Origin of the sequence: Bacillus sp. CCB-MMP212 (assembly GCF_022748145.1) — a bacterium.
GTDB lineage: Bacteria > Bacillota > Bacilli > Bacillales > Bacillaceae_G > Bacillus_A > Bacillus_A cereus.
In genome coordinates this window covers 1-26,220 of record NZ_JALDQE010000018.1, presented here as the reverse complement: position 1 = coordinate 26,220, position 26,220 = coordinate 1, and the positions used below count along the sequence as shown (strand labels likewise).

Genomic DNA, 26,220 nt, shown 5'->3' with positions numbered 1-26,220 from the left:
ACCTATATAAACTAAGGAGGAATTTAGAATGGCTAAAGCTAAATTCGAACGTTCTAAACCCCATGTTAACATCGGTACAATCGGCCACGTTGACCATGGTAAAACTACATTAACTGCTGCGATCACTACAGTTCTTGCAAAAGCTGGTGGTGCTGAAGCACGCGGATACGATCAAATCGACGCTGCTCCAGAAGAAAGAGAGCGCGGAATCACAATCTCAACTGCACACGTTGAGTACGAAACTGAAACTCGTCACTATGCACACGTTGACTGCCCAGGTCACGCTGACTATGTTAAAAACATGATCACTGGTGCTGCTCAAATGGACGGCGGTATCTTAGTAGTATCTGCTGCTGATGGCCCAATGCCTCAAACACGTGAGCACATCCTTCTTTCTCGTCAAGTAGGTGTTCCTTACATCGTTGTATTCTTAAACAAATGCGACATGGTAGACGACGAAGAATTATTAGAATTAGTAGAAATGGAAGTTCGTGACCTATTATCTGAATACGGATTCCCAGGCGACGACATTCCTGTAATCAAAGGTTCTGCTCTTAAAGCTCTTCAAGGAGAAGCTGATTGGGAAGCAAAAATCATTGAATTAATGACTGAAGTTGATGCTTACATCCCAACTCCAGAACGTGAAACTGACAAACCATTCTTAATGCCTATCGAGGATGTATTCTCTATCACAGGTCGTGGTACAGTTGCAACTGGTCGTGTAGAGCGCGGAATCGTTAAAGTTGGTGACGTAGTAGAAATCATCGGTCTTGCTGAAGAGAATGCTTCTACAACTGTAACTGGTGTAGAAATGTTCCGTAAACTTCTTGACCAAGCTCAAGCTGGAGACAACATCGGTGCTCTTCTTCGTGGGGTTGCTCGTGAAGACATCCAACGTGGACAAGTTCTTGCTAAAACTGGCTCTGTAAAAGCACACGCTAAATTCAAAGCTGAAGTTTTCGTATTATCTAAAGAAGAAGGTGGACGTCACACTCCATTCTTCGCTAACTACCGTCCTCAGTTCTACTTCCGTACAACTGACGTAACTGGTATCATCCAATTACCAGAAGGTACTGAAATGGTAATGCCTGGTGACAACATCGAAATGACTATCGAACTTATCGCTCCAATCGCTATCGAAGAGGGAACTAAATTCTCTATTCGTGAAGGTGGACGTACAGTAGGTTACGGTGTAGTTGCTACTATCGTTGAGTAATCTTAGCTGATATAAAAAAACCTAAGGGATTTTCCCTTAGGTTTTTTGTTTGCGTTTATATAAAGAAGAAGAGTGTGTTTTTTTGTTTTGACGAGTTTCTTCTATAGTAATATAAAAACAACAAAAGATAATCCAGAAACTGTAAAACGAATTCTGTTAGATGAAAACTTGAAATTCTTTAAAGTGCCATGTATAATAGCAAAAGTAGAGAAAAGCAGATGCAAACAAAAAGATGCTTGCATCTAGACGAATAACATTGTATAATAGACAATGTTGGTCTTTGACTGCGATGAAGTGGAAGGTTGCTGACACACCCGGCCGCTTTGCCATGGCATGGTGTGGGGAAATTTCCATGGAGAAGGTCTATTTTAGAAATAGGCGAACGAAGGAGGGAAAATAATGGCAAAAGAAAAAATTCGTATCCGTTTAAAAGCTTATGATCACCGTATTCTTGATCAATCAGCTGAGAAAATTGTAGAAACAGCTAAGCGTTCTGGGGCAACAGTTTCTGGTCCGATCCCATTACCAACTGAGAAGACTATTTACACAATTCTTCGTGCTGTTCATAAGTACAAAGATTCTCGTGAGCAATTTGAAATGCGCACACACAAACGTTTAATCGATATCGTGAGTCCTACTCCACAAACAGTAGATTCATTAATGCGTTTAGACTTACCGTCTGGTGTAGATATCGAAATCAAACTATAAATTATATAACTTAAAAATGTAGGAGGTGTAACTCATGACCAAAGGAATCTTAGGAAGAAAGATCGGTATGACTCAAGTATTTGCTGAGAACGGTGAGTTAATCCCAGTAACAGTTATCGCTGCTAATCCAAACGTTGTTCTTCAAAAGAAAACAACTGAAACTGATGGCTACAATGCAATCCAGTTAGGATTTGAAGATAAACGTGAAAAGTTAACTAACAAACCTGAACAAGGCCACACTGCTAAAGCATCTACAACTCCTAAGCGCTTCATTCGCGAAATCCGCGATGCAGACGTGGACGGATTAGAGGTTGGTCAAGAGGTAAAAGTTGAAGTTTTCGCTGCAGGTGAAATCGTTGACGTAACAGGAATTTCTAAAGGTAAAGGTTTCCAAGGTGTTATCAAACGCCACGGACAATCTCGCGGACCTATGTCTCATGGTTCTCGCTATCACCGTCGTCCAGGTTCAATGGGCCCAGTTGCTCCGAACCGTGTATTCAAAGGCAAAAAACTTGCTGGACGTATGGGTGGAGACCAAGTTACTATCCAAAACTTAGAAATCGTTCAAGTTGACACTGAGCGCAACTTATTACTAGTAAAAGGTAACGTTCCAGGTGCTAAGAAATCTCTTGTAGTTGTTCAAGGCGCTGTGAAGGTTAGCAAATAATTCACAATAGGAAGGAGGAATTCCAATGCCAAAAGTTACTGTATATAACCAAACTGGTTCACAGGTTGGTGAAATCGAATTAGCTGAAGCTATTTTCGGTATCGAACCAAATGAAGCTGTACTTTTCGAAGCTGTAATGATGCAACGTGCATCTTTACGTCAAGGTACACACAAAGTAAAAACTCGCTCTGAAGTTCGCGGTGGTGGTCGTAAACCATGGCGTCAAAAAGGAACTGGACGTGCTCGTCAAGGGTCTATCCGCTCTCCTCAATGGCGTGGTGGTGGTACGGTATTCGGACCTACACCAAGAAGCTATGCGTACAAACTTCCTAAGAAAGTTCGTCGTTTAGCAATCAAATCTGCATTAGCTACTAAAGTAGTTGAGAACAACATTGTAGTTCTTGAAGACCTAGTGTTAAATGCACCAAAAACAAAAGACATGCTAGCAGTACTTAAAGGATTAACTGTTGAGAAGAAAGCTCTTATCGTAACTGCTGATGCAAACGAATCTGTAGAGTTATCTGCTCGCAATATCCCTGGAGTAACAGTAATCACTGCTGATGGCGTAAACGTTTTAGACGTGCTTCATCATGATAAGCTAATCATGACAAAAGCGGCAGTGGAAAAAGTAGAGGAGGTGCTTGCATAATGAGAGATCCTCGTGATATCATTAAGCGCCCAGTTATCACTGAACGTTCTATGGAAATGATGGCTGAAAAAAAATACACGTTCGATGTGGACGTTAAATCTAATAAAACAGAAGTTAAAGATGCTCTTGAAGCGATCTTTGGTGTTAAAGTAGAAAAAGTGAACATCATGAACTACAAGCCGAAAGCAAAACGCGTTGGTCGTCACGCTGGTTTTACTAGCCGTCGTCGTAAAGCAATCGTTAAGCTAACTGCTGACAGCAAAGAAATCGAAATCTTCCAAGGCGTTTAATTCTTACTAAAGAAGGAGGGAAATTGAGATGGGAATTAAAAAGTATAATCCAACTACTAACGGTCGTCGTAATATGACTACGAATGATTTCGCTGAAATCACGACTGACAGACCCGAAAAGTCATTACTTGCTCCTTTAAGCAAGAAGGCTGGTCGTAATAACCAAGGTAAAATTACTGTACGTCATCAAGGTGGCGGACATAAGCGTCAATACCGTATCATCGACTTTAAGCGTAACAAAGATGGAATTCCAGGACGCGTTGCTACGATCGAATACGATCCAAACCGCTCTGCGAATATCGCATTAATTAACTACGTTGACGGTGAAAAACGTTACATTCTTGCTCCTAAATCTTTAGAAGTAGGTATGGAAGTTATGTCTGGCCCAGAAGCTGACATCAAAATCGGTAACGCATTACCATTAATCAACATTCCAGTAGGTACTGTTGTTCATAACATCGAGCTTAAGCCTGGTCGTGGCGGACAATTAGTTCGTTCTGCTGGTACATCTGCTCAAGTACTTGGTAAAGAAGGTAAATACGTACTTGTACGTTTAACTTCTGGTGAAGTACGTCTTGTATTATCTGCTTGTCGCGCTTCAATCGGTCAAGTAGGTAACGAACAACACGAACTTATCAAAATCGGTAAAGCAGGTCGCTCTCGCTGGTTAGGTAAACGCCCAACAGTTCGTGGTTCTGTAATGAACCCGGTTGATCACCCACACGGTGGTGGTGAAGGACGTTCTCCAATCGGACGTAAGTCTCCAATGTCTCCATGGGGTAAACCAACTCTTGGATTCAAGACTCGTAAGAAAAACAAAGCGTCTGACAAATTCATCGTTCGTCGTCGTAAAAAATAATGGGATTGTAGTACGGTTCATTTCTAGAACCGTACGCCAATCACGAAGGGAGGCACCAAAATGGCTCGTAGCTTAAAAAAAGGACCATTTGTCGATGATCACTTAATGAGCAAAATGGAAAAATTAGTTGCATCTGAGCAAAAACAAGTTGTTAAAACTTGGTCTCGCCGTTCAACAATCTTCCCTCAGTTCATCGGACACACAATCGCTGTATATGATGGTCGTAAACACGTACCTGTGTACATCACTGAGGATATGGTTGGCCATAAGTTAGGTGAATTCGCACCAACTCGTACGTATAAAGGTCACCTTGCTGACGATAAGAAAACTAGAAGATAATGAGAGGAGGCACTTCAATGCAAGCTAAAGCAGTAGCGAGAACAGTTCGTATTGCTCCTCGTAAAGTTCGTTTAGTAGTAGACTTAATCCGAGGTAAGCAAGTGGGTGAAGCGATTGCTATCCTTAACCACACACCAAAAACTGCTTCTCCAGTTGTAGAAAAAGTTTTAAAATCTGCAATCGCAAATGCAGAGCACAATTATGAGATGGACATTAACAACCTAGTTGTTGAAAAAGTCTTCGTTGACGAAGGTCCAACGTTGAAACGTTTCCGTCCACGTGCAATGGGTCGTGCAAGCCAAATTAACAAACGCACAAGCCACATTACAGTTGTGGTATCAGAAAAGAAGGAGGGATAATCGATGGGTCAAAAGGTTAATCCAATTGGTCTTCGTGTCGGTGTTATCCGTGACTGGGAATCTCGTTGGTTCGCTGAGAAAGATTACGCTACATTATTACATGAAGACATCAAAATCCGTGAGTACATTAATGTACGCTTAAAAGATTCTGCTGTTGCTAAAGTAGAAATCGAACGTGCAGCAAATCGTGTAAATGTTACAATTCACACTGCAAAACCTGGTATGGTAATTGGTAAAGGTGGTACTGAAGTTGAAGCACTTCGTAAAGCTCTTAACCAATTAACAGGCAAGCGTGTACACATCAACATTTTAGAAGTTAAGAGAGCTGATCTTAACGCTAAATTAGTAGGCGAAAACATCGCTCGTCAATTAGAAAACCGTGTATCATTCCGTCGTGCACAAAAGCAAGTTATTCAACGTGCTATGCGTGCAGGTGCTAAAGGTATTAAAACACAGGTTTCTGGTCGTCTTGGCGGAGCTGATATCGCTCGTGCAGAATCTTACAGTGAAGGAACTGTTCCACTTCATACACTTCGCGCTGATATTGACTATGCAGCAGTTGAAGCTGATACAACATACGGTAAATTAGGCGTAAAAGTATGGATCTACCGTGGAGAAGTCCTTCCTACAAAAAAGAAAGCTTCTGAGGAAGGAGGAAAATAATATGTTAATGCCAAAACGCGTAAAATATCGTAGAGAGCATCGTGGTAAAATGCGTGGTCGTGCTAAAGGTGGAACTGAAGTTGCTTTCGGTGAATTCGGTTTACAAGCACAAGCTGCTTCATGGATTACAAACCGTCAAATCGAAGCTGCTCGTCGTGCAATGACTCGTTACATGAAACGTGGCGGTAAAGTATGGATTAAAATTTTCCCTTCTAAACCTTACACTGCAAAACCTCTAGAAGTACGTATGGGTTCCGGTAAAGGGGCACCAGAAGGCTGGGTAGCAGTAGTAAAACCTGGGAAAATTATGTTCGAAATCGCGGGTGTATCTGAAGAGGTAGCACGCGAAGCATTACGTCTTGCAGCTCACAAGTTACCTGTGAAATGTAAATTCGTAAAACGTGAAGAAAATGGTGGTGAATCTAATGAAAACTAATGATATTCGTGAATTAACCACTGCCGAAATCGAAACAAAAGTTAAAGCTTTAAAGGAAGAGTTGTTTAATCTTCGCTTCCAACTTGCTACAGGACAATTAGAGAATCCAACTCGCATTCGTGAAGTGCGTAAAGCAATTGCTCGTATGAAAACTGTAGTTCGTGAAAGAGAGATCGGAATTAATCGATAAATTGAGGGGAGGTTTGCATAGTGAGCGAACGTAACCAACGCAAAGTTTATACTGGTCGTGTAGTGTCTGACAAAATGGACAAAACGATTACAGTTTTAGTTGAAACTTACAAAACTCATTCCTTGTACGGAAAACGTGTTAAGTATTCTAAGAAGTACAAAGCCCATGATGAGCAAAACCAAGCGAAACTTGGCGATATCGTTAAAATCATGGAAACTCGCCCGCTTTCTGCTACTAAGCGTTTCCGTTTAGTTGAAATCGTTGAAGAAGCGGTTATTATCTAAATAGACGAATCGGAATTTTTAGTCCGAAGGGAGGTTTCATAACATGATCCAACAAGAATCTCGTTTGAAAGTTGCTGACAACTCTGGTGCACGTGAACTTTTAACAATTAAAGTATTAGGCGGCTCTGGTCGTAAATATGCTAACATTGGTGACATTATCGTTGCTACGGTAAAACAAGCAACACCAGGTGGCGTTGTTAAAAAAGGTGACGTTGTTAAAGCAGTAGTAGTACGTACGAAGAGCGGAGCTCGTCGTCCGGACGGTTCTTACATCAAATTTGATGAAAACGCAGCGGTTATCATTAAAGACGATAAGAGCCCACGTGGTACTCGTATCTTCGGACCAGTAGCTCGTGAATTACGTGATAGCAACTTCATGAAGATCGTTTCTTTAGCTCCAGAAGTTCTATAATTTAAGGTATTGCCTTGCTAAGGAGGTGCAGAATTAAGATGCATGTAAAAAAAGGTGATAAAGTACAGGTAATCACTGGTAAAGACAAAGGAAAACAAGGCGTTATCCTTGTGGCTTTCCCAAAGCAAAACCGTGTTATCGTTGAGGGTGTCAATATCGTTAAGAAGCACTCTAAGCCATCTCAATTAAATCCACAAGGTGGAATTATTACTAAAGAAGCACCTATTCACGTTTCTAACGTTATGATTTTAGATCCGAAAACAGGTGAACCTACTCGTGTAGGCTTCAAAGTAGAAGATGGTAAAAAAGTTCGTATTGCAAAAAAATCTGGTGAATTATTAGATAAATAATTTTCTTAAGAAAGGAGGTCACTTCATTGAATCGCCTTAAAGAGAAGTTCCAAAAGGAAATTACTCCTGCTCTAGTGAGCAAGTTTAACTATAAATCTGTGATGGAAGTACCGAAAATCGAAAAGATCGTAATCAACACTGGTGTTGGTGACGCGGTATCTAACTCAAAAGCTTTAGACAATGCAGTAGAAGAATTAACACAAATCGCAGGTCAAAAACCTGTTGTAACTCGTGCTAAAAAATCAATCGCTGGTTTCCGTCTTCGTGAAGGTATGCCAATCGGTGCGAAAGTAACTTTACGCGGCGAGCAAATGTATGAGTTCTTCGACAAATTAGTATCAGTTTCTTTACCACGTGTACGTGATTTCCGTGGTGTTTCTAAGAAATCATTCGATGGTCGTGGGAACTACACATTAGGTGTTAAAGAGCAACTTATCTTCCCTGAGATTGATTATGATAAAGTAAGCAAAGTCCGCGGTATGGACATCGTAATCGTTACTACAGCGAAAACTGATGAAGAAGCTCGTGAACTTTTAACACAATTCGGTATGCCATTCCAAAAATAATGGAAGCCAACGCTAAGTAGAGGAGGCGAAAACGTGGCTAAAAAATCTATGATAGCGAAACAAAAGCGTACTCCTAAGTTTAAAGTACAAGAGTATACACGTTGCGAACGCTGCGGTCGTCCGCATTCTGTATACCGCAAATTTAAACTTTGCCGTATTTGTTTCCGTGAACTTGCATATAAAGGTCAAATTCCTGGTGTTAAAAAAGCTAGTTGGTAAAACCCACAAATGGGAAGGAGGTAAAACACATGGTGATGACAGATCCAATTGCAGACATGCTTACTCGCATCCGTAATGCGAACATGGTACGTCATGAGAAATTAGAGGTTCCTGCTTCTAAAATCAAAAAAGAGATCGCTGAACTTTTAAAACGTGAAGGTTTCATTCGTGATGTAGAATACATCGAGGATAACAAACAAGGTATCCTTCGTATTTTCCTGAAATATGGTGCAAACAATGAACGTGTAATCACTGGATTAAAACGTATCAGTAAACCTGGCTTACGCGTTTACGCTAAAGCTGACGAAGTACCACGTGTACTTAACGGATTAGGTATCGCTCTTGTTTCTACATCTAAGGGAGTAATGACAGACAAAGACGCTCGTCAATTACAAACTGGTGGAGAAGTAGTAGCATACGTTTGGTAATATATATTTAAAACGAACGGAGGTGTGACCACATGTCTCGTATTGGTAAAAAGATTCTTGAAATCCCTGCAGGTGTTACTATTACAATTGCAGAAGACAATACTGTAACAGTAAAAGGCCCTAAAGGTGAATTAACTCGTAAATTCAATGCTGATATGTCTATCAAAATTGAAGAAAATACACTAACAGTTGAGCGTCCATCTGAACAGAAGGAACACCGTGCATTACACGGTACAACTCGTGCTTTAATCGGAAACATGGTTGAAGGTGTAACTGCAGGTTTCGCACGCGGACTTGAATTAGTCGGTGTTGGTTACCGTGCTCAAAAACAAGGAGATAAACTTGTTTTAAGCGTAGGTTATTCTCATCCAGTAGAAATGACTCCGGAAGCAGGTCTTGAAGTTGAAGTACCTGCACCAACTAAAATCGTAATTAAAGGTATCGACAAGCAACGTGTTGGCGAATTTGCTGCTAACATCCGTGCTGTACGTGCTCCTGAGCCTTACAAAGGTAAAGGTATTCGTTACGAAGGCGAAGTTGTTCGTCGTAAAGAAGGTAAAACTGCTAAGTAAACCCGTTAGGTGAGAGAAAGGAGTGACAAGAAAATGATCACTAAAGCTGATAAAAATGCGACTCGTAAGAAAAGACATGCACGTGTACGTGCTAAACTTACTGGTACTGCAGAGCGTCCACGTTTAAACGTGTTCCGTTCTAACCAACATATTTACGCTCAAGTTATTGATGATGTGAATGGTGTAACGTTAGTAAGTGCATCTACTCTTGATAAAGACCTTGCTCTTAACGGTACTAGCAATACTGAAGCTGCTACGAAAGTTGGAGAATCAGTTGCTAAGCGTGCTGTAGAGAAAGGCGTTAAAGAAGTAGTATTTGATCGCGGTGGTTACTTATACCATGGCCGTGTTAAAGCTCTAGCTGAAGCTGCTCGTGAGGCTGGATTACAATTTTAATGGTCAAAGGAGGGAAAATTGATGCATCGCATTGACCCAAGTAAATTAGAACTTGAAGAACGTGTAGTTACGATAAATCGTGTCGCGAAAGTTGTTAAGGGTGGTCGTCGTTTCCGCTTTGCTGCACTAGTTGTAGTTGGCGATAAAAACGGTCATGTTGGATTCGGTACTGGTAAAGCACAAGAGGTACCAGACGCAATCCGCAAAGCTATCGAAGACGCTAAGAAAAACTTAATCGCTGTACCATTAGTTGGTACAACAATTCCACACACAATCAACGGTCACTTTGGAGCTGGTGAAGTATTCTTAAAACCTGCTGCTGAAGGTACTGGTGTTATTGCTGGTGGACCTGTTCGTGCGGTACTTGAATTAGCTGGTGTACAAGATATTCTTTCGAAATCTCTTGGTTCTAACACACCAATCAACATGATTCGCGCTACTGTGAACGGATTAAGCGAACTTAAGCGCGCTGAAGATGTTGCAAAATTACGCGGTAAATCTGTAGAAGAGCTACTAGGTTAAGGAGGGAAAACAAATGGCGAAAAAGTTAGAAATTACCCTCACTCGTAGTGTAATTGGTCGTCCACAAGATCAACGTGCGACGGTAGAAGCTTTAGGTCTTAAAAAGTTGAATTCAACTGTAGTTAAGGAAGAAACTCCTGCTATTCTTGGTATGATCAACAAAGTTTCTCACCTTTTAACTGTAAAAGAAGCTTAAGGATAACTCATTAATATAAGGAGGTGCCTGGGAATGAAACTTCATGAATTAAAACCTGCAGAAGGTTCTCGTAAAGTACGTAACCGTGTCGGTCGTGGTATCGGTTCTGGTAACGGTAAAACTGCTGGTAAAGGTCATAAAGGACAAAACGCACGTTCTGGTGGCGGTGTTCGTCTTGGCTTCGAAGGTGGTCAAACTCCATTATTCCGTCGTTTACCAAAACGCGGCTTCACAAACATTAACCGTAAAGAGTTTACTATTGTAAACTTATCAACGTTAAATCGTTTTGAAGATGGTACAGAAGTAACACCTGAATTATTGCTGGAAACTGGCGTTATCAGCAAGTTAAACGACGGTGTTAAAATTCTTGCAAGCGGAGCAGTAGAGAAAAAACTAACTGTTAAAGCGCACAAGTTCTCTTCAAGTGCTAAAGAAGCAATTGAAGCAGCTGGCGGATCAGTTGAGGTGATCTAATGTTTCGTACAATCTCCAACTTTATGCGCGTTGCTGAGATAAGACGTAAAATATTATTCACTTTAGCGATGTTAATCGTATTCAGGATTGGCACGTTTATCCCAGTGCCATTTACAAATGGAGACGTACTGAAAGCACAAGACCAATTAAATGCTTTAGGTATTCTAAATACATTTGGCGGTGGCGCCTTGAAAAACTTCTCCATCTTTGCGATGGGAATCATGCCGTATATTACAGCATCCATCATCGTGCAATTATTGCAGATGGATGTTGTTCCTAAATTTTCGGAATGGTCGAAGCAAGGTGAAATGGGCCGTCGTAAACTAACGCAATTCACGCGTTACTTTACAATTGTTCTTGCGTTTATTCAGGGGTTTGGTATGTCAATCGGTTTTAACGGTATGGTAGGTGGGCAATTAATTTTGAATCCTGGTTGGAGCACTTATTTATACATTGCTACGGTACTGACTGCTGGTACTGCATTTTTAATGTGGTTAGGCGAACAGATTACAGCTAAAGGTGTGGGTAATGGTATTTCCATCCTTATCTTTGGCGGTATTGCTGCAGCGATCCCAAGTGTTATATCTCAAGTGTATCAACAACAGTTTCAAAATATCGGAGATCAATTGTTCATGAGTATCGTTAAAGTTGCATTGATTTTACTAGCTGTGCTAGCAGTTATTGTTGGTGTTATTTTCATTCAACAAGCTGTTAGAAAGATCCCAATTCAATACGCGAAGCGTGTAACAGGAGGGAATGGGAATCATGCTGGAGCACAAAACACACATTTACCGCTTAAGGTAAATAGTGCGGGTGTTATTCCAGTCATTTTTGCTGTTTCATTCTTAATTACGCCTCCAACTATTGCACAGTTCTTCCCGAAACATGATGTATCGCAGTGGATTATTGCAAACTTTAACTATTCTCACCCAGTGGGAATGATCATATATGTTGCGCTCATTGTAGCCTTCACATATTTCTATGCGTTTGTTCAGGTTAATCCAGAGCAAATGTCAGAGAATCTAAACAAGCAAGGTGGATATGTTCCAGGTATTCGTCCGGGTAAGAATACAGAACAATATCTAACAAAAATCTTGTATCGTTTGACCTTTGTAGGATCAATTTTCCTAGCAGCGATTGCAATCTTACCAGTTATCTTTACGAAATTGGGAAATCTTCCTCCATCTGCACAGATTGGTGGAACGAGTATGTTAATCGTTGTCGGCGTTGCTTTAGAAACAATGAAGCAGCTAGAAAGCCAACTGGTAAAACGCCATTACAAAGGGTTTATCAAGCAGTGAGTAAGTGGGAAGAACCATCTTCCCTACATGCTCATGTACTGAGGGGGAACAAGGATGAACTTAATTTTAATGGGGCTTCCTGGTGCTGGTAAAGGTACACAAGCCGAACAGATTGTAGCCAAGTATAACATCCCTCACATTTCAACAGGAGATATGTTCCGTGCAGCTATGAAGGCTGAAACTGAAATGGGTCTACAAGCAAAATCTTTTATTGATAAAGGTGCACTTGTTCCAGATGAAGTTACAATCGGAATTGTTCGTGAACGTTTAAGTCAAGAAGACTGCGTAAGAGGTTTCTTACTAGACGGTTTCCCACGAACTGTTGCACAAGCATCAGCTCTTGAAGAGATTATGAAAGATCTTGGCAAAAAAATCGACTATGTTTTAAACATTAATGTGGATTCAGGGTTGTTATTAAAACGCCTTACAGGCCGTCGCATTTGTAAAGAGTGCGGTGCGACTTACCACTTAGAATTCAATCCACCAGCAACAGCTGATGTGTGCGATAAATGTGGTGGCGAATTATACCAACGCTCTGATGACAATGAAGAAACTGTAGCAAATCGTTTAGATGTGAATATTAAGCAAACAAAACCTTTGCTTGATTTCTACGACGAGCTTGGTTACTTAAAAAGCATTAATGGTGAGCAAGATATCAATAAAGTATTTGCTGATATCGATGTTCTCATCGGAGGCTTAGCGTAATGATCATCTGCAAAACTCCTCGCGAGATAGAAATCATGCGAGAAGCTGGCAGAATCGTTGCTTTAACTCATCAAGAGTTGAAACAGCACATTACTCCAGGAATTACAACGAAAGAGCTCGATCAAATAGCGGAAAAGACGATTCAAAAATATGGTGCTACGCCATCTTTTAAAGGATACAACGGATTTCCGGGGAGCATATGTGCTTCTGTAAATGAAGAGCTTGTACACGGAATTCCAGGAAAGCGCAAGCTCAAAGAGGGCGATATCATCAGTATCGATATTGGTGCGAAATACAATGGGTACCATGGAGATTCTGCATGGACGTATCCAGTTGGAAACATTTCTGAATCTGTTCAAAAGCTACTTGATGTCACAGAAAAATCGTTGTATCTTGGTCTAGAACAAGTAAAACCAGGCGAGAGATTATCAAATATCTCACATGCGGTTCAAACCCATGCTGAAGAGAATGGATTCTCGATCGTTAGGGAGTATGTTGGTCACGGAATCGGGCAAGACTTACATGAGGACCCTCAAATCCCGCACTATGGTCCACCAAATAGAGGCCCTAGATTAAAGCCGGGAATGGTCATCTGTGTTGAGCCGATGGTGAATCAAGGAAGACGATATGTAAAAACACTATCTGATGACTGGACAGTGGTAACGGTAGATGGTAAATGGTGTGCCCATTTTGAGCACACGATTGCTCTTACAGAAGCAGGATACGAAATCCTTACCACTTTATAAGTAGCTGGCTCTCCGGGATTTCAGAGCAGTGTAAAATGTTACTGATTTGAAGAAGGGAGAACTATTGAATGGCTAAAGATGATGTAATTGAAGTCGAAGGTACCGTTCTTGAAACGTTGCCAAATGCTATGTTCAAAGTAGAATTAGAGAATGGGCATGTCGTATTGGCTCACGTTTCTGGTAAAATCCGTATGAACTTCATTCGTATTTTACCAGGAGACAAAGTTACGGTAGAATTATCTCCGTACGATTTAAATCGTGGTCGTATTACGTACCGTTTTAAATAATATAGCACTCCGTAATCTTTAAGGAGGTTCGAGACATGAAAGTAAGACCGTCAGTTAAACCAATCTGCGAAAAATGTAAAGTTATTCGTAGACGTGGAAAAGTAATGGTTATTTGTGAAAACCCTAAACATAAACAAAAACAAGGTTAATCAGAAGGAGGTGCATTCAGAATGGCACGTATCGCAGGTGTAGATATTCCTCGAGACAAACGCGTTGTTATTTCTTTAACTTACGTATTCGGCATTGGTCGCACAACTGCTGAAAAAATTCTTACTGAAGCTGGTATTTCTTCAGAAACACGAGTTCGTGATTTAACGGAAGACGAATTAGGACGTATCCGTGATGTTATCGATCGTATTAAAGTTGAGGGAGACCTTCGTCGTGAAGTATCTCTTAACATTAAACGTCTAATGGAGATCGGTTCTTACCGTGGTCTTCGTCACCGTCGTGGTTTACCAGTTCGTGGTCAAAATTCTAAAAACAATGCTCGTACACGTAAAGGTCCACGTCGTACAGTAGCAAATAAAAAGAAATAATAAGTAAAGGAGGTTGAACTAACAATGGCACGTAAAACAAACACTCGTAAAAAACGTGTGAAAAAGAATATCGAAGCTGGTATAGCTCATATTCGTTCTACTTTCAACAACACAATCGTAACACTTACAGATACTCACGGTAACGCGCTTTCTTGGTCTAGTGCTGGTGCACTTGGTTTCCGTGGATCTCGTAAATCTACTCCATTCGCTGCGCAAATGGCTGCTGAAGCTGCTGCTAAAGTTGCAATGGAGCACGGTTTAAAAACTTTAGAGGTTACTGTTAAAGGTCCTGGTGCTGGTCGTGAAGCTGCAATTCGTGCTCTTCAAGCTGCAGGTCTAGAAGTAACAGCAATTAGAGATGTTACTCCAGTTCCTCATAATGGATGTCGTCCGCCAAAACGTCGTCGTGTGTAATTTTTCTGTATAGAATTTTCCCTTTTGTCTATAATGGATATGATGCATTATCGAGAAATTTCGTACAGAAACATCGCTTGTTGTGCACAATCGGGAACTGCCTAAGGGGGACTTTCGGTTAGACAGGGGTTATACCTTTGTTTAACCGGGGTTTCGACGTTTTGAAGGAGGGTTTAGTTAATGATTGAAATCGAAAAGCCGAAAATCGAAACGGTTGAACTTAACGAAGATGCTAAATATGGTAAATTCGTAATTGAACCGCTTGAGCGTGGATATGGTACTACTTTGGGTAACTCCTTACGTCGTATTCTTTTATCCTCACTCCCTGGTGCCGCTGTTACTGCTATCCAAATCGATGGCGTATTACATGAATTTTCAACAGTTGAGGGCGTAGTAGAAGACGTTACGACGATCATCTTAAACTTGAAAAAGTTAGCTCTTAAAATCTACTCTGAAGAAGAGAAGACGTTGGAAATTGATGTGCAGGGCGAAGGTATTGTCACAGCTGCTGATATTACTCACGATAGTGATGTAGAAATCTTAAATCCAGATTTACACATTGCAACGTTAGCAAAAGATGCGCATTTCCGCGTGCGTTTAACTGCAAAGCGTGGCCGTGGGTATACGCCAGCTGATGCAAATAAAAGCGAAGATCAACCAATAGGAGTAATTCCTATTGATTCTATTTATACTCCAGTATCACGTGTGACTTACCAAGTGGAAAAGACACGTGTCGGACAAGTGGCTAATTATGATAAGCTTACGCTTGATGTATGGACGGATGGAAGCATCGGGCCAAAAGAAGCTATCTCTTTAGGTGCCAAAATCTTAACTGAGCATTTAAATATCTTTGTTGGTTTAACTGATGAAGCACAAAATGCTGAGATTATGGTCGAGAAGGAAGAAGATCAAAAAGAGAAAGTTCTTGAGATGACTATCGAAGAACTAGACCTTTCTGTTCGTTCTTATAATTGCCTAAAACGTGCAGGAATTAATACTGTACAAGAGCTTGCGAACAAAACAGAAGAAGATATGATGAAAGTTCGTAACTTAGGACGTAAATCCTTAGAAGAAGTTAAACATAAACTTGAGGAATTAGGTTTAGGTTTACGTAAAGACGACTGAGGATTTAAACCCATGAACAAAGGAGGGAACTACGAATGGCATACAGAAAATTAGGCCGTACAAGTGCGCAACGTAAAGCTATGTTACGTGACTTAGCTACTGATTTAATTATCAACGAGCGCATCCAAACGACAGAAACTCGTGCAAAAGAACTTCGTTCTGTAGTGGAAAAAATGATCACTTTAGGTAAACGCGGAGATCTTCATGCTCGTCGTCAAGCAGCAGCTTTCATTCGCAATGAAGTAGCTAACGCTGAGACTGGTCAAGATGCACTTCAAAAATTATTCGCTGATGTAGCTCCACGCTATGCTGAGCGCCAAGGCGGATACACTCGTATTGCAAAAATTGGTCCACGTCGCGGAGACGCAGCACCAATGGTAATTATCGAGTTAGTATAATGATAATTAAAAGGGCAGGACAGTTCTTTTCAAGAAACTGGTCATGGCCCTTTTTTTTAAATATAAAAATAGGCGAGCTTGGCGAAGGAAAGGGTGCCTTCTATTGAAAAAAGAGAAACTTCGGATAGGAAATATATCATTTCAATATCCTGGGGCAGCCACGTATGCATTAAAAGATGTTTCATTTTCCTTATATGAGGGAGAATGGGTATCTATTATTGGACAAAACGGTTCAGGAAAGTCTACACTTGCAAAATTATTGAATGGTTTGTTTTTGCCGGAAGCAGGGACTATTACAGTAAATGATTCAATGGTTTTATCAGAGGAAACGGTATGGGATGTTCGAAAACAAATTGGAATGGTATTTCAAAATCCAGATAATCAATTTGTTGGAACAACAGTGCAAGATGATGTTGTATTTGGCTTAGAGAATATCGGAATGCCCAGAGAACAAATGATTGAAAGATTAGAACAGGCCTTACGACTTGTCCGTATGGAAGATTTTCTTAATGATGAGCCTCATTCCTTATCTGGTGGGCAAAAGCAGCGAGTGGCAATAGCAGGCGTTTTAGCACTTCAGCCATCTATTTTAATATTAGATGAAGCAACGTCAATGTTAGATCCTCAAGGAAGACGTGAAGTAGTAGAAACGGTTAGACAACTTGTTAATCAAAAAGGTATTACTGTGCTATCAATTACGCACGATTTAGAAGAAGCGGCACAGTCAGATCGTGTCATTATTTTAAATAAGGGAGAAATATTAGAGGAAGGGACTCCAGAAAAAATTTTCAAATCCTCTCATATGCTCCAAGAAATTGGCTTAGATGTACCGTTTTCGGTGAAAATAGCAGAATTATTAAAAAGAAATGAAATTCTTTTGCAAAATACGCATCTTACAATGGAAAGCTTGGTGAACGAACTTTGGAGATTACATTCCAAAAAGTAGAACATCGTTATCAATATAAAACTCCATTTGAAAGACGCGCACTTTATGATGTAGACGTGTCGTTTCCAAGTGGGGGCTATTATGCCATTATCGGTCATACTGGTTCAGGTAAGTCGACGATGATTCAACATTTAAATGGTTTATTGCAGCCGACAAATGGTACAGTTCAAATTGGTGAACATTTGATTTCGGCAGGAAAGAAAGAAAAAAAGCTAAAGCCACTACGTAAAAAAGTAGGGGTTGTCTTTCAATTCCCAGAACATCAGTTGTTTGAAGAGACTGTGGAGAAAGATATTTGTTTCGGCCCTACTAATTTTGGGGTATCTGTAGAAGAAGCGAAGCAAAAGGCAAGAGAGGCAATTGAACTTGTAGGGTTAGAGCCAGAACTGTTAACACGTTCACCGTTTGAGTTAAGTGGCGGGCAAATGAGGCGTGTTGCGATAGCGGGTGTATTGGCGATGGAACCTGAAGTGCTTGTATTAGATGAACCTACAGCAGGTCTAGATCCAAAAGGGCAGAACGAACTTATGCAGATGTTTTATAAGTTGCATAAGGAGAAGGGGCTTACAGTTATCCTTGTAACGCATAATATGGAGGATGCCGCTCAGTATGCGGAGCAGATTGTAGTTATGCATAAAGGAACGGTCTTTTTGCAAGGAAGTGCAGAGGAAGTATTTTCACATGCTGATGAACTAGAGAAAATTGGTGTGGATCTTCCTATGTCATTAAAGTATAAACGTGCAATTGAAGAGAAGTTTGGTATTTCAATTCCAAAGGCTACCTTATCTTTAGAGGATCTTACTCATGAAGTTGTGCAGGTGTTACGAAAAGGTGGTCATGAATCATGCAGCAGTTGATTATTGGGAGATATATCCCAGGTAATTCACTTATTCATCAACTTGATCCACGTACGAAGCTGCTGATTGTCTTTTTATATGTATTTGTTGTTTTCTTAGCAAATAATGCGATTTCATATGGATTTTTATTTTTATATGCACTCATTGCTTTATTTTTTGCAAAAGTGCCGATTCGTTATGTACTTTCGGGCTTAAAACCAATTTTATGGATTTTTCTTTTTACATTTTTCCTGCATATTTTTACAAATAAAGAGGGGGATGTACTACTCCAGCTTGGTTGGTTTTCGATACATGAAAAAGGATTAGAGCAAGGGATATACATTTCTGTACGATTCTTCGTTATTATTTTAATGACGACATTATTAACGTTAACGACGACACCTATTGAAATTACAGATGGTTTGGAGACGTTATTAAAGCCGTTGAAGCGTATAAAGGTTCCTGTTCATGAAATCGCATTAATGATGTCAATTTCTCTTCGTTTTATTCCGACATTAATGGATGAAACGAGTAAAATAATGAAAGCACAAGCATCACGTGGTATTGATTTCGCTGGGGGACCGATAAAAGATAGAATGAAAGCTATTATCTCACTGCTTGTTCCTCTGTTTATCAGTGCTTTTAAGCGTGCAGAGGACTTAGCTATTGCGATGGAAGCTCGTGGATATCAAAGTGGTGAAGGACGTACTAAATTTAGGCAACTACGCTGGAAAACAAGCGATACAGTAACGATTGTAAGCTTATTTTGTTTAGCTTGTATTTTGGCATGGGTGCGATCGTAATGGAGAATAGAGAAATGGATAGAATAAAATGTACGGTTGCATATGATGGCATGCATTTTTGTGGTTATCAAATTCAGCCGAAGCATCGTACTGTTCAACAGGAGATAGAAAAAGCATTACAGAAATTGCATAAGGGAGAACTTGTTCGTGTTCAGGCATCTGGTAGAACAGATTCTACGGTTCATGCAAAAGGACAAGTCATACACTTTGATACTCCTTTGTCTCTTGAAGAGTGGCAATGGAGTAACGCTTTAAATACAATGTTGCCAGATGATATTGTTATTAGGCAAGTAGAGAAAAAAACAGAAGAATTTCATGCACGTTATGGTGTTGAGAAAAAAGAATATCGTTATCGTGTATTCTTATCGAAGACTGCGGATGTATTCCGTAGAAATTACGTATATCAATATCCATATCCGCTCGAAATCAAAAAAATAAGAAAAGCAATTCCGTATTTTATTGGAACGCATGATTTCACTTCTTTTTGTTCGGCAAAAACTGACAAAAAAGATAAAGTGCGAACAATTTATGAAATCGAGTTAATTGAGCAAGACGATGAATTAATTTTTCGTTTTGTAGGTAATGGATTTTTATATAATATGGTCAGAATTATTGTTGGTACGTTACTTAACGTAGGGCAAGGAAAGCTTGATCCTGATAGCATTCCAGAGATTTTAGCGAAACAAAATCGTCAGTTTGCTGGAAAGATGGCTCCAGGTCATGGGCTTTACCTATGGGAGGTAAACTATAACAACTAATCCTGGTGTAACATTTGCTTGACATTAGAAACTCAAAAGTATATCATAACATATGGTATTGTTTCTAAAACCACGATTAGCCCCGGAAGGAAATCGTGTTTAAGATAAACAATAGATTTTTTCTATGGAAAAGATAACGAGGAGGGAAACACATGCGTACGACTTTTATGGCAAAAGCTAACGAAGTTGAGCGTAAATGGTATGTGGTTGATGCTGAAGGTCAAACTTTAGGTCGCCTATCTACTGAAGTAGCATCCATTTTACGTGGTAAAAACAAACCTACATTTACACCACACGTTGACACGGGTGATCATGTAATTATTATTAACGCTGAGAAAATTCATTTAACAGGTAATAAATTAAACGATAAAATTTACTACCGTCACACTAACCACCCAGGTGGACTTAAGCAGAGAACAGCTCTTGAAATGCGTACAAACTACCCTGTACAAATGTTAGAGCTTGCAATTAAAGGCATGCTTCCAAAAGGACGCTTAGGCCGTCAAGTTTCTAAGAAACTTAACGTGTATGCTGGAGCAGAGCATCCACACCAAGCACAAAAACCAGAAGTTTACGAACTTCGCGGATAATTAATTAAAGGAGGGCTTACTTTGGCACAGGTTCAATACTATGGCACTGGACGTCGTAAGAGTTCAGTAGCGCGCGTACGCCTAGTTCCAGGCGAAGGACGCGTTATCATTAACGGTCGTGATTTTGAAAACTATATCCCATTTGCTGCATTACGTGAAGTAGTGAAACAACCTCTAGTTGCAACAGAAACTTTAGGTAACTACGATGTACTTGTAAACGTAAATGGTGGTGGATACACTGGTCAAGCTGGTGCTATTCGTCACGGTATTTCTCGCGCTTTATTAAAAGCTGATCCAGAATACCGTCTAACACTAAAACGTGCAGGTCTATTAACTCGTGACGCACGTATGAAAGAGCGTAAAAAATACGGTCTTAAAGGCGCACGTCGTGCACCTCAGTTCTCAAAACGTTAATTTTTGCGAACTACAAACCCCAACCATTTTGGTTGGGGTTTTTTTATGTTTCATTCCTCTTTTGTAATTTTTATAGCTTGGAATATTTTAGTGCTACCGCCGCGCGTATGCTTCTTCTTTAGAAGTTTAGACTAATACGTATTAGGGAGGTTTATAAGTACTATGAATGTCATTGTCAGCTTACAAGAAAAACAAAAAGAAAAGCAGTTAAAATACGAGCGGAAGATGTTGCGGGAATTATCATTAAAAACATTACGTTCAAATATTCGTGATGCCTTTCAAATGCAAGAGCTTCATCGTCAGTATGAAGATTACTGTATTGAATTAGGGATAGAATCTTATTTATTAGGAGCGAGATATAGTAAATTTGGTTATTATGGTGAATCGTTTTTTGATGTGAAATATAGAGCTTTAGAAGAAGAACAACAATTAACTGAAACGCTATTTCAATTTTTAACGAGTATGACTATGCGAGAAATAAAGTTGAAAGATGAGGAATTACTTTTTGAATCTTGTCAGCAGTTTATAGGATTGTGGTGGCAAGAAGGGTATGAAAAAGGTGAAAGAAGATATCGATTAAAGCTTCATTAAGACAAGCATAAACTTTCCTCTTGTCCCATATAAGTAATTAGAGGGACTAGCTGGAGGAGGAAAGGTATGAAGAGAATTCGAATTATCTCTTTTGCACTCGCTGCGGTTGTATTGTTTTTTTTAGTCAAACAAGAATTTCAAATTACAAAATCGTGGCGAGCTTGGAATTTACCCTTATCAGGGAAAGTAATTGTATTAGATGCTGGTCATGGTGGACCAGATGGAGGGGCTGTTGGAGGAAAGGATATTATAGAAAAGGATATTACGCTTGAAATTACAAAAAAGGTACAAGACTATTTACAAGAACAAGGTGCACTAGTTATTTTAACGCGTGAGGGAGATTATGATTTAGCTAACAAAGATACAAAGTCATATAGTAGACGTAAAGCAGAGGATTTAAAAAAACGTGTAGAAATCATCAATAAACCTGATGTAGACTTTTTTGCAAGTATTCATTTAAATGCTTTAACTAGTAGTGGATCGAAAGGTGCACAAACGTTCTATTACCGCTCTTCAATTGAAAATGAACGTGCTGCAAAATTTATACAGGCTGAATTGAGAACAAGTTTAGAGAACACGAATCGTTCTGCTAAGACAATTTCGCATGTGTATTTATTAAAGTATTCTAAAACACCAGGTGCTTTAATTGAAGCCGGCTTTTTATCGAATGTGAACGAAAGGTATATGTTAAATTCGGAGAAATATCAGCAAAAGGTAGCAGCTGCAATATACCGGGGTATATTACGCTATTTCACGGAAAAAGGAAATCCTCCAGAATAAGGAGGATTTTTTTGAGTTTCTCTCGTTAACGAAGTTTTCGGAAAATATGTTATACTGGAAATGTAAACGCATTTATTTCAAGAATAAGCAGAGATAAATTCAATTAACATTACGTTATTTTTCATACAGGGGGCTGGGCTAATTATGGTAACGAAAGAACAAGTGGTTGAAGCGTTAGAAGGGATTGTAGATCCGTTTTTACATAAAACATTAAAAGAAACAAGTGCAATTAAAGAGGTAACAGTCAAGCCTGAGAAGGAACATGTGAGTGTCAAAATTGCAATCGTAAAAACTGGTACAGCGGAACAAATGCAGTTGCAGTCTGGAATTGTAAAGTTATTAAAAGAACTTGGAGCAGCAACAGTTGGACTTCGTTTTGCAGAATTTACAGAAGAGGAATTAGCTCAGTTTGCACCAGAACAAGAAGCAGAGCAAAGTGAATCTTTATTGTCACCAAATTCAAAAACGACATTCTTAGCAGTAGCGAGTGGAAAAGGTGGCGTGGGAAAATCAACCGTTTCCGTTAACCTTGCAGTTGCTTTAGCTCGTTTAGGAAAAAAAGTTGGTATTATTGATGCGGACATTTACGGTTTTAGTGTGCCAGACATGATGGGGATAGAAAAACGTCCCATCGTAAGAGGTGATAAGATAATTCCGGTAGAACGTTTAGGTGTAAAGGTAATCTCAATGGGCTTCTTTGTAGAGGATAATGCACCAGTTATTTGGAGAGGACCTATGCTTGGGAAAATGTTAAACCACTTCTTCACAGAAGTAGAATGGGGCGATTTAGATTATTTAGTATTAGATTTGCCACCAGGCACAGGTGATATTGCGTTAGATGTGCACTCAATGTTGCCATCTTGCAAAGAGATTATTGTAACGACACCGCATCCAACAGCTGCGTTTGTAGCAGCGCGTGCTGGAGCGATGGCATTACGCACTGAACATAGTATTCTCGGTGTTGTTGAGAACATGGCATATTTTGAAAGTAAGGTAACTGGTGAGAAAGAATATGTATTTGGAAGAGGCGGGGGAGATAAGTTAGCTACCGAACTACAAACAAATGTTCTTGGTCGTATTCCACTGCAACAACCCGATTGGAATAAAGAAGACTTTGCTCCTTCAGTATATGAGGATACACATACAACCGGCATTATTTATAGTAAAATAGCTGAAACAGTAATTGATAAAACAGCTGTTACACAAAAATAAAGCGAAACTTTAATCAGTGGGGTTCATCTGTTACTGGCAACAACTAGTAAACCTTTCGCTTAACTAGAGGGCCATTTTGTCTGTTAATAGCAAGATAAAGTAATAACGAGTGGACAATTTATACATTGTCCACTCGTTATTATAGTTATTATTTTCACTGTTCTTCCTTCTTCTCGCCTTGAGAACCGCCATCACCGCCTGCTTCTTTCTTATCAGATCCACCTTTTTCAGCCTTTTGTACACCTTTACTAATGATATCAATCATCTTGGCTTGGAAGAGTGGACTTTCAGCAGTTTCTGTTAGTACTTGTTGTAGATATTGACGGTATTCTTTACTCTTCATTGTTTGTAACATCATTTTTTCTACTTCAGGATTTTTCATAATTTCTATAACGCCTGCTTGGTATTCAGGGTCTTTTAATAAGGTTTTCATTAATTGGGTTTGTTCTTTCCCCATACTTTTAGCAAACTTTGATGAGAACTCAGGATCTTTAAAGAGCTTTTCCCAGAATTGTTGCCCTTTATCGGATACCATGGCATCTTCAATCGTTTTCTTTACTACTGTTTCATCTAGTATGAGTGCTTGTTTCATTTTTTCATCAGTTAATACATCTTGAATAGCTTTCTTACCTTGATCTGTTTTTAAAATATCAACAATCATTTTCTTTGTTTGATCGTAATCTAGTTCGGATTTCGTTTCTTTTCCTTGTGCGCATGCTACAAGTGCGATAAGTAGAAAAGAAGAAACGAAAATGAATAGTATCCGTTTCATAAGTTGGAACTCCTTTCAGCACAGTTCTCTCTTTTTAATATAAATATCTTTAAGGAATTTATACATGAACATGGCTAGCTTTTTGAAATTGTCATTGATACAATTTAATTAGAAATATAAGGATAATGGGGGATGTGTTGTGAATAGCCGCAAGTGGGTACGACTATTTTTAACGACGTTGTTTCTTGGTGGGATTAGCACAGTTATTATTGGTTTTGTTTTGGAGTGGGACAGGTATGATAAATTTTTTCAAAATTTCGACGTTAAGGAGATTTTAGCGGTATCTTTCTGGTTGATGGGTGTAGGATTTATTTTTAGCGTTATAAGTCAAATGGGATTCTTTGCATATTTAACAATCCATCGTTTTGGACTAGGGATGTTTCGCTCATCGTCTTTATGGAATGCAGTCCAGCTCTTCTTTATTGCATTCGTATTATTTGATTTTGTGTATTTAAGATCTGTACTTATTGAAAATGGGGAAATCTCATTGGGGAATAACATACTTGTTGCTGGAATTTTATTTGTGTTTGGAGCAATTGTTGCTTATGTAAAAAGTAAAGAAACAAATAAAAAAGCATTTGTGCCAGCTCTGTTCTTTATGGTTGTTGTAACGATTCTTGAATGGGTACCGGCGCTTCGGATTAATGATACAGATTGGTTATATTTAATGGTTATACCGCTATTGTTATGTAATGCATATCAATTACTTGTATTACATCGTTTAATCGGAAAAACGAGTAAATCTGCTTAATAGAGAGAGGTTTTATATATCAGCAGTTATATTATTGGAAATGGTGTGATTAAAAAAGCTCTACCACCTTTTTGAAAGGTAGTAGAGCTTTTTATACGTGAAGAGTAGTAGGGACGAAGCTATTTCACATCTTCACTTTTCGTACTTGTGTTGGAAATAAGTTGTGATACGGATATTTGCTCATATCCATCACTTTTTAATTTTTGCAGAAGCAGCGGTAAAGCTCTATTTGTTTGAAGGGCAGAATCGGATGCGTGTAATAAGACAATATCTCCACCTTTCAAATTATTAGAGACGGTGGAAACGATGTGATTTACACCTGGGTTTTTCCAATCGTTGGAATTATTACTCCAATGCACGACGGTGTATCCAAGTGATTCTGCAATTTTAAGGGTTGCCTTGTTAAATTCGCCACTAGGTGGACGTAACAGCTTGACTTGTTTTACCCCAAGTTTTGTAAAAACATCTTGTGCTCGTAAAAGGTCTCGTCTTATTTCATTCGTCTCTAGAGAAGTATAGGATGTGTAATTGTAACCCATACTACCGATTTCGTGTCCATCTTTCATGATGCGCTCTACAATATCGGGGTGTCTTTCGGCCCATGCAGCAGAAAGGAAGAAGGTTGCATTCTTAATTTGTCTTTCTTTAAGAGTATCAAGGATTGGAATTGCTTTTTTGTCTCCCCAACTAATATCAAACGTAAATGCAACTTGCTTTTTAGCGGTATCTCCTTTGTAAATTACTTTAGGACCTGTAGCAGTTGAAAAAGCAGATTCATGTGAATATGTTTTTAAAAAGAGTAGCCATGCTGTAAATAAGGAAAGTATCACTATTAAGCTAATGTGTTTAAAAGTTCTCTTACTCGTAATAAAAAAGAAAAACATAATATTACGCCCCTTTGTCCAATCCTTTTCAGTTACATATATGCTGTAAATATAAAAAAGAGAACAAAGGATTAATATCGTAAGTAATGGATATAATGAATGATAGGATTGTAATAAGTGAAAATGAGCGAAACGTTTATTGTTACGTAAGGAATTATTGAGGTGATCATTTGCTTGGGCTGATGTTGACAAAAGAAGAGAGAAAAGAGATGGAATACATATTAAAGAGAGAGTTAGAGGAACTTTTATTTGATTTTGAAGATGAGCGTATTCATGAAGTTGTAAAAAAGGCGATGGAAGAAAGATATAAAATCATTTTTTGTTTATTTCGGAGAATTGCTAACGCAGAGGAATGTATTCGTTATGTAAGAAAAAGAACTTTTTATTAAAAAGTGTTGACGTTAATAGTTTGTATATGGTAAATTAATAAACGTCGCTGATGCGGAAACGCAGAAAACGACAAAAAAGAAATTGAAAAACTTAGTTGACATCGAAAAACGAAGATGTTAACATAAGGAAGTCGCAAATGAGCGACCAAGTAGTTCTTTGAAAACTGAACGAAACAAACAACGTGAA

44 protein-coding genes are annotated in these 26,220 nt (G+C 39.2%); 42 read left to right on the top strand and 2 right to left on the bottom strand.

The window, feature by feature from the left end; translation table 11 throughout:
* Positions 1-28 precede the first annotated feature (28 nt).
* The 40 genes from tuf (at position 29) to MRP26_RS28625 (ending at position 23,237) form a co-directional block, all read left to right on the top strand.
* Positions 29-1,216, top strand: a complete 1,188-nt coding sequence (gene tuf / locus MRP26_RS28820; protein ID WP_001029617.1) for an elongation factor Tu — start codon at positions 29-31, stop codon at positions 1,214-1,216.
* A gap of 399 nt (positions 1,217-1,615) precedes the next feature.
* Positions 1,616-1,924 (top strand): 30S ribosomal protein S10, encoded by a 309-nt coding sequence (gene rpsJ / locus MRP26_RS28815; RefSeq protein ID WP_001040595.1) that lies wholly within the window; start codon positions 1,616-1,618, stop codon positions 1,922-1,924.
* A 34-nt stretch (positions 1,925-1,958) separates the two neighbouring features.
* Positions 1,959-2,591 carry a 50S ribosomal protein L3 gene (gene rplC / locus MRP26_RS28810; protein WP_000160209.1) on the top strand — a complete coding sequence of 211 codons (633 nt, stop codon included), beginning with the start codon at positions 1,959-1,961 and terminating at the stop codon, positions 2,589-2,591.
* A 25-nt stretch (positions 2,592-2,616) separates the two neighbouring features.
* On the top strand, positions 2,617-3,240 hold the full coding sequence (gene rplD / locus MRP26_RS28805) for a 50S ribosomal protein L4 (protein ID WP_001127258.1): 624 nt from the start codon (positions 2,617-2,619) through the stop codon (positions 3,238-3,240).
* Positions 3,240-3,530, top strand: a complete 291-nt coding sequence (rplW, locus tag MRP26_RS28800) for a 50S ribosomal protein L23 (RefSeq protein ID WP_001205558.1) — start codon at positions 3,240-3,242, stop codon at positions 3,528-3,530. Before rplD ends, rplW begins: the two co-directional genes overlap by 1 nt.
* Positions 3,531-3,558: 28 nt before the next feature.
* Positions 3,559-4,389: a 50S ribosomal protein L2 gene (gene rplB, locus MRP26_RS28795; protein ID WP_000511583.1), complete on the top strand. Its 831-nt coding sequence runs from the start codon at positions 3,559-3,561 to the stop codon at positions 4,387-4,389.
* Positions 4,390-4,449: 60 nt separating this feature from the next.
* The gene (rpsS, locus tag MRP26_RS28790) at positions 4,450-4,728 is read left to right on the top strand and encodes a 30S ribosomal protein S19 (RefSeq protein ID WP_000124454.1); all 279 of its coding nucleotides are present in this window, start codon (positions 4,450-4,452) and stop codon (positions 4,726-4,728) included.
* A 17-nt stretch (positions 4,729-4,745) separates the two neighbouring features.
* Positions 4,746-5,087: a 50S ribosomal protein L22 gene (gene rplV / locus MRP26_RS28785; RefSeq protein ID WP_001148024.1), complete on the top strand. Its 342-nt coding sequence runs from the start codon at positions 4,746-4,748 to the stop codon at positions 5,085-5,087.
* Positions 5,088-5,090: 3 nt separating this feature from the next.
* The gene (gene rpsC / locus MRP26_RS28780; RefSeq protein WP_000529956.1) at positions 5,091-5,750 is read left to right on the top strand and encodes a 30S ribosomal protein S3; all 660 of its coding nucleotides are present in this window, start codon (positions 5,091-5,093) and stop codon (positions 5,748-5,750) included.
* Position 5,751: 1 nt separating this feature from the next.
* A complete protein-coding gene (rplP, locus tag MRP26_RS28775; protein WP_000928971.1) occupies positions 5,752-6,186 on the top strand; it encodes a 50S ribosomal protein L16 in 435 nt (144 codons plus the stop codon).
* On the top strand, positions 6,176-6,376 hold the full coding sequence (gene rpmC / locus MRP26_RS28770) for a 50S ribosomal protein L29 (protein ID WP_000855718.1): 201 nt from the start codon (positions 6,176-6,178) through the stop codon (positions 6,374-6,376). The genes rplP and rpmC overlap by 11 nt, the downstream gene beginning before the upstream one ends.
* Positions 6,377-6,396: 20 nt before the next feature.
* Positions 6,397-6,660: a 30S ribosomal protein S17 gene (rpsQ, locus tag MRP26_RS28765; RefSeq protein WP_000004106.1), complete on the top strand. Its 264-nt coding sequence runs from the start codon at positions 6,397-6,399 to the stop codon at positions 6,658-6,660.
* A gap of 43 nt (positions 6,661-6,703) precedes the next feature.
* Positions 6,704-7,072, top strand: a complete 369-nt coding sequence (gene rplN / locus MRP26_RS28760; protein ID WP_000615912.1) for a 50S ribosomal protein L14 — start codon at positions 6,704-6,706, stop codon at positions 7,070-7,072.
* A 38-nt stretch (positions 7,073-7,110) separates the two neighbouring features.
* Positions 7,111-7,422, top strand: a complete 312-nt coding sequence (gene rplX / locus MRP26_RS28755) for a 50S ribosomal protein L24 (RefSeq protein WP_000558200.1) — start codon at positions 7,111-7,113, stop codon at positions 7,420-7,422.
* Positions 7,423-7,448: 26 nt separating this feature from the next.
* Entirely contained in the window at positions 7,449-7,988 is a 540-nt protein-coding gene (rplE, locus tag MRP26_RS28750; protein WP_001080829.1) for a 50S ribosomal protein L5, read from the top strand.
* Positions 7,989-8,021: 33 nt separating this feature from the next.
* On the top strand, positions 8,022-8,207 hold the full coding sequence (gene rpsN / locus MRP26_RS28745; RefSeq protein ID WP_001085700.1) for a 30S ribosomal protein S14: 186 nt from the start codon (positions 8,022-8,024) through the stop codon (positions 8,205-8,207).
* 29 nt (positions 8,208-8,236) lie between these two features.
* Positions 8,237-8,635: a 30S ribosomal protein S8 gene (gene rpsH, locus MRP26_RS28740; RefSeq protein WP_000245511.1), complete on the top strand. Its 399-nt coding sequence runs from the start codon at positions 8,237-8,239 to the stop codon at positions 8,633-8,635.
* A gap of 32 nt (positions 8,636-8,667) precedes the next feature.
* Positions 8,668-9,207: a 50S ribosomal protein L6 gene (gene rplF, locus MRP26_RS28735; RefSeq protein ID WP_000086551.1), complete on the top strand. Its 540-nt coding sequence runs from the start codon at positions 8,668-8,670 to the stop codon at positions 9,205-9,207.
* Between the two features lie 33 nt (positions 9,208-9,240).
* The gene (gene rplR / locus MRP26_RS28730; RefSeq protein WP_000628818.1) at positions 9,241-9,603 is read left to right on the top strand and encodes a 50S ribosomal protein L18; all 363 of its coding nucleotides are present in this window, start codon (positions 9,241-9,243) and stop codon (positions 9,601-9,603) included.
* 21 nt (positions 9,604-9,624) lie between these two features.
* Complete coding sequence (gene rpsE / locus MRP26_RS28725; protein WP_000554646.1) at positions 9,625-10,125, top strand: 30S ribosomal protein S5; 501 nt, start codon at positions 9,625-9,627, stop codon at positions 10,123-10,125.
* A gap of 13 nt (positions 10,126-10,138) precedes the next feature.
* On the top strand, positions 10,139-10,321 hold the full coding sequence (rpmD, locus tag MRP26_RS28720; RefSeq protein WP_001085233.1) for a 50S ribosomal protein L30: 183 nt from the start codon (positions 10,139-10,141) through the stop codon (positions 10,319-10,321).
* Between the two features lie 33 nt (positions 10,322-10,354).
* Positions 10,355-10,795 carry a 50S ribosomal protein L15 gene (gene rplO / locus MRP26_RS28715; RefSeq protein WP_000766083.1) on the top strand — a complete coding sequence of 147 codons (441 nt, stop codon included), beginning with the start codon at positions 10,355-10,357 and terminating at the stop codon, positions 10,793-10,795.
* Positions 10,795-12,096 (top strand): preprotein translocase subunit SecY, encoded by a 1,302-nt coding sequence (gene secY / locus MRP26_RS28710; protein ID WP_000490118.1) that lies wholly within the window; start codon positions 10,795-10,797, stop codon positions 12,094-12,096. The genes rplO and secY overlap by 1 nt, the downstream gene beginning before the upstream one ends.
* 54 nt (positions 12,097-12,150) lie before the next feature.
* On the top strand, positions 12,151-12,801 hold the full coding sequence (locus tag MRP26_RS28705) for an adenylate kinase (RefSeq protein WP_001048997.1): 651 nt from the start codon (positions 12,151-12,153) through the stop codon (positions 12,799-12,801).
* Positions 12,801-13,547, top strand: coding sequence for a type I methionyl aminopeptidase (gene map, locus MRP26_RS28700; RefSeq protein ID WP_000582539.1), 747 nt, complete (start codon positions 12,801-12,803; stop codon positions 13,545-13,547). Before MRP26_RS28705 ends, map begins: the two co-directional genes overlap by 1 nt.
* A 68-nt stretch (positions 13,548-13,615) precedes the next feature.
* Positions 13,616-13,834: a translation initiation factor IF-1 gene (infA, locus tag MRP26_RS28695; RefSeq protein WP_001029884.1), complete on the top strand. Its 219-nt coding sequence runs from the start codon at positions 13,616-13,618 to the stop codon at positions 13,832-13,834.
* Between the two features lie 35 nt (positions 13,835-13,869).
* Positions 13,870-13,983 carry a 50S ribosomal protein L36 gene (gene rpmJ / locus MRP26_RS28690; protein ID WP_000868344.1) on the top strand — a complete coding sequence of 38 codons (114 nt, stop codon included), beginning with the start codon at positions 13,870-13,872 and terminating at the stop codon, positions 13,981-13,983.
* A gap of 21 nt (positions 13,984-14,004) precedes the next feature.
* A complete protein-coding gene (gene rpsM / locus MRP26_RS28685) occupies positions 14,005-14,370 on the top strand; it encodes a 30S ribosomal protein S13 (RefSeq protein WP_000090792.1) in 366 nt (121 codons plus the stop codon).
* Between the two features lie 24 nt (positions 14,371-14,394).
* Positions 14,395-14,784: a 30S ribosomal protein S11 gene (rpsK, locus tag MRP26_RS28680; protein WP_000101797.1), complete on the top strand. Its 390-nt coding sequence runs from the start codon at positions 14,395-14,397 to the stop codon at positions 14,782-14,784.
* A 180-nt stretch (positions 14,785-14,964) separates the two neighbouring features.
* The gene (locus MRP26_RS28675; RefSeq protein WP_000569643.1) at positions 14,965-15,909 is read left to right on the top strand and encodes a DNA-directed RNA polymerase subunit alpha; all 945 of its coding nucleotides are present in this window, start codon (positions 14,965-14,967) and stop codon (positions 15,907-15,909) included.
* 35 nt (positions 15,910-15,944) lie between these two features.
* Positions 15,945-16,307: a 50S ribosomal protein L17 gene (rplQ, locus tag MRP26_RS28670; RefSeq protein ID WP_000331490.1), complete on the top strand. Its 363-nt coding sequence runs from the start codon at positions 15,945-15,947 to the stop codon at positions 16,305-16,307.
* 103 nt (positions 16,308-16,410) lie between these two features.
* Positions 16,411-17,253 (top strand): energy-coupling factor ABC transporter ATP-binding protein, encoded by an 843-nt coding sequence (locus MRP26_RS28665; RefSeq protein WP_000711763.1) that lies wholly within the window; start codon positions 16,411-16,413, stop codon positions 17,251-17,253.
* Positions 17,229-18,110: an energy-coupling factor ABC transporter ATP-binding protein gene (locus MRP26_RS28660; RefSeq protein WP_000406539.1), complete on the top strand. Its 882-nt coding sequence runs from the start codon at positions 17,229-17,231 to the stop codon at positions 18,108-18,110. Before MRP26_RS28665 ends, MRP26_RS28660 begins: the two co-directional genes overlap by 25 nt.
* Positions 18,098-18,892 carry an energy-coupling factor transporter transmembrane component T family protein gene (locus tag MRP26_RS28655; protein WP_001186530.1) on the top strand — a complete coding sequence of 265 codons (795 nt, stop codon included), beginning with the start codon at positions 18,098-18,100 and terminating at the stop codon, positions 18,890-18,892. Before MRP26_RS28660 ends, MRP26_RS28655 begins: the two co-directional genes overlap by 13 nt.
* 14 nt (positions 18,893-18,906) lie before the next feature.
* Entirely contained in the window at positions 18,907-19,650 is a 744-nt protein-coding gene (truA, locus tag MRP26_RS28650; RefSeq protein ID WP_064531903.1) for a tRNA pseudouridine(38-40) synthase TruA, read from the top strand.
* Between the two features lie 152 nt (positions 19,651-19,802).
* Complete coding sequence (rplM, locus tag MRP26_RS28645) at positions 19,803-20,240, top strand: 50S ribosomal protein L13 (RefSeq protein ID WP_001260795.1); 438 nt, start codon at positions 19,803-19,805, stop codon at positions 20,238-20,240.
* A 21-nt stretch (positions 20,241-20,261) separates the two neighbouring features.
* Positions 20,262-20,654 carry a 30S ribosomal protein S9 gene (rpsI, locus tag MRP26_RS28640; protein WP_000079986.1) on the top strand — a complete coding sequence of 131 codons (393 nt, stop codon included), beginning with the start codon at positions 20,262-20,264 and terminating at the stop codon, positions 20,652-20,654.
* Positions 20,655-20,816: 162 nt separating this feature from the next.
* Complete coding sequence (locus MRP26_RS28635) at positions 20,817-21,245, top strand: DUF2521 family protein (protein ID WP_001101005.1); 429 nt, start codon at positions 20,817-20,819, stop codon at positions 21,243-21,245.
* 66 nt (positions 21,246-21,311) lie between these two features.
* A complete protein-coding gene (gene cwlD, locus MRP26_RS28630) occupies positions 21,312-22,025 on the top strand; it encodes an N-acetylmuramoyl-L-alanine amidase CwlD (protein WP_000822439.1) in 714 nt (237 codons plus the stop codon).
* A 144-nt stretch (positions 22,026-22,169) separates the two neighbouring features.
* Positions 22,170-23,237 (top strand): Mrp/NBP35 family ATP-binding protein, encoded by a 1,068-nt coding sequence (locus MRP26_RS28625; RefSeq protein WP_000256623.1) that lies wholly within the window; start codon positions 22,170-22,172, stop codon positions 23,235-23,237.
* A gap of 154 nt (positions 23,238-23,391) precedes the next feature.
* Here the strand turns inward: MRP26_RS28625 and gerD are convergent, their stop codons facing one another.
* On the bottom strand, positions 23,392-24,009 hold the full coding sequence (gene gerD, locus MRP26_RS28620; protein ID WP_050842394.1) for a spore germination lipoprotein GerD: 618 nt from the start codon (positions 24,007-24,009) through the stop codon (positions 23,392-23,394).
* A 139-nt stretch (positions 24,010-24,148) separates the two neighbouring features.
* On the opposite strand from gerD, the gene kbaA reads away from it, so the two are divergent.
* On the top strand, positions 24,149-24,760 hold the full coding sequence (gene kbaA / locus MRP26_RS28615; RefSeq protein WP_053565447.1) for a KinB signaling pathway activation protein KbaA: 612 nt from the start codon (positions 24,149-24,151) through the stop codon (positions 24,758-24,760).
* Positions 24,761-24,879: 119 nt separating this feature from the next.
* Here kbaA and pdaB read toward each other — a convergent pair whose 3' ends face one another.
* Complete coding sequence (pdaB, locus tag MRP26_RS28610) at positions 24,880-25,644, bottom strand: polysaccharide deacetylase family sporulation protein PdaB (RefSeq protein ID WP_000464717.1); 765 nt, start codon at positions 25,642-25,644, stop codon at positions 24,880-24,882.
* Between the two features lie 170 nt (positions 25,645-25,814).
* Here pdaB and MRP26_RS28605 point away from each other — a divergent pair, with 170 nt between their 5' ends.
* Positions 25,815-26,033, top strand: a complete 219-nt coding sequence (locus tag MRP26_RS28605; protein WP_242807370.1) for a hypothetical protein — start codon at positions 25,815-25,817, stop codon at positions 26,031-26,033.
* The last annotated feature ends 187 nt before the right edge of the window (positions 26,034-26,220 follow it).